Raw genomic sequence first — 1,029 nt, forward strand, 5'->3', positions numbered from 1 at the left:
CCTGCTTACCCATCTTGATCAGCCACTTTCAGAGCGGTACAAAACAGAGACATGATGCTGTGAGCGGAGGAAATCGATGGCTCGGAATGCGGTGCAGTTTCAGCGAGGGCTGAGCGAGGCTGAATTTGATCGATTGTACGGCACGGAGGAGCAATGCCGTGCCATGGTGATCTCGGCCCGGTGGCGCGATGGTTTTTCCTGCCCGGTTTGTGGTGGACGGTCTCATAGCGAGGTGAAGACGCGGGGCCTGTTTCAATGCACGAAATGCCGCCGGCAGACCTCGCCGATCGCGGGGACGATTTTCGCCGCGACCAAATTGCCACTGCGGACGTGGTTTCGGGCCATATACCATCTGACCCAGAGCAAGCAGGGAATATCGAGCATCGAACTCGGCCGGCGTCTCGGGGTGCGTCAGACCACAGCGTGGATGCTCAAGCACAAGCTCCAGCAGGTGATGCTGGAGCGCGATGCGCGCAAGCGCCTGACTGGACGGGTCGAGATTGACGATGCCTATCTCGGGGGCGAACGCTCCGGCGGCAAGCGTGGGCGAGGCGCGCCCGGAAAGACCCCGTTCGTCGCGGCGGTCGAGACCACGGCTGAAGGAAAGCCGGTTCGGCTGAAGCTGCGTAGGGTGGCTGGGTTCACCGGCCAGGCGATTTCGCGCTTTGCCCTGCGCAGCCTTGATCCGTCTTGCGCCGTGGTCAGTGACGGGCTCGCCTGTTTCAGTCACGTCTCCGATGCCGGGTGTGAGCATCAGGCAATCCGTACCGGGAGTGGCCCCGCCTCCGCTCGAAACCCAACGTTCAAATGGGTCAACACCGCTCTCGGGAACATCAAATCCGCGATCGTCGGCACGTATCGCGCCATCAGCAGCAAGCATGTGCCGCGATATCTCGCTGAGTTCGAGTATCGGTTCAATCGCCGATATGACCTCGCCAGCATGATCCCGCGCCTCGGCTGGGCCGCCGCCCAGACTCCTCCAATGCCGTATCGCCTCCTAAAATTGGCTGAAGTTCATGGGTAAACAAT

The 1,029-nt window shown here is 61.0% G+C and carries 1 protein-coding gene; it reads left to right on the plus strand.

Going from position 1 to position 1,029, the window contains the following annotated elements; genetic code table 11:
• Window positions 1-76: 76 nt before the first annotated feature.
• Window positions 77-1,024: an IS1595 family transposase gene (locus L2A60_RS20540; RefSeq protein ID WP_235706315.1), complete on the plus strand. Its 948-nt coding sequence runs from the start codon at window positions 77-79 to the stop codon at window positions 1,022-1,024.
• Window positions 1,025-1,029 lie beyond the last annotated feature (5 nt).

The sequence above is a fragment of the Acidiphilium iwatense genome, assembly GCF_021556475.1.
Lineage (GTDB): Bacteria > Pseudomonadota > Alphaproteobacteria > Acetobacterales > Acetobacteraceae > Acidiphilium > Acidiphilium iwatense.

Excerpts from the sequence above, each read along its gene's own strand:
- L2A60_RS20540 (WP_235706315.1), top strand. The coding sequence starts at position 77 with ATGGCTCGGAATGCGGTGCAGTTTCAGCGAGGGCTGAGCGAGGCTGAA.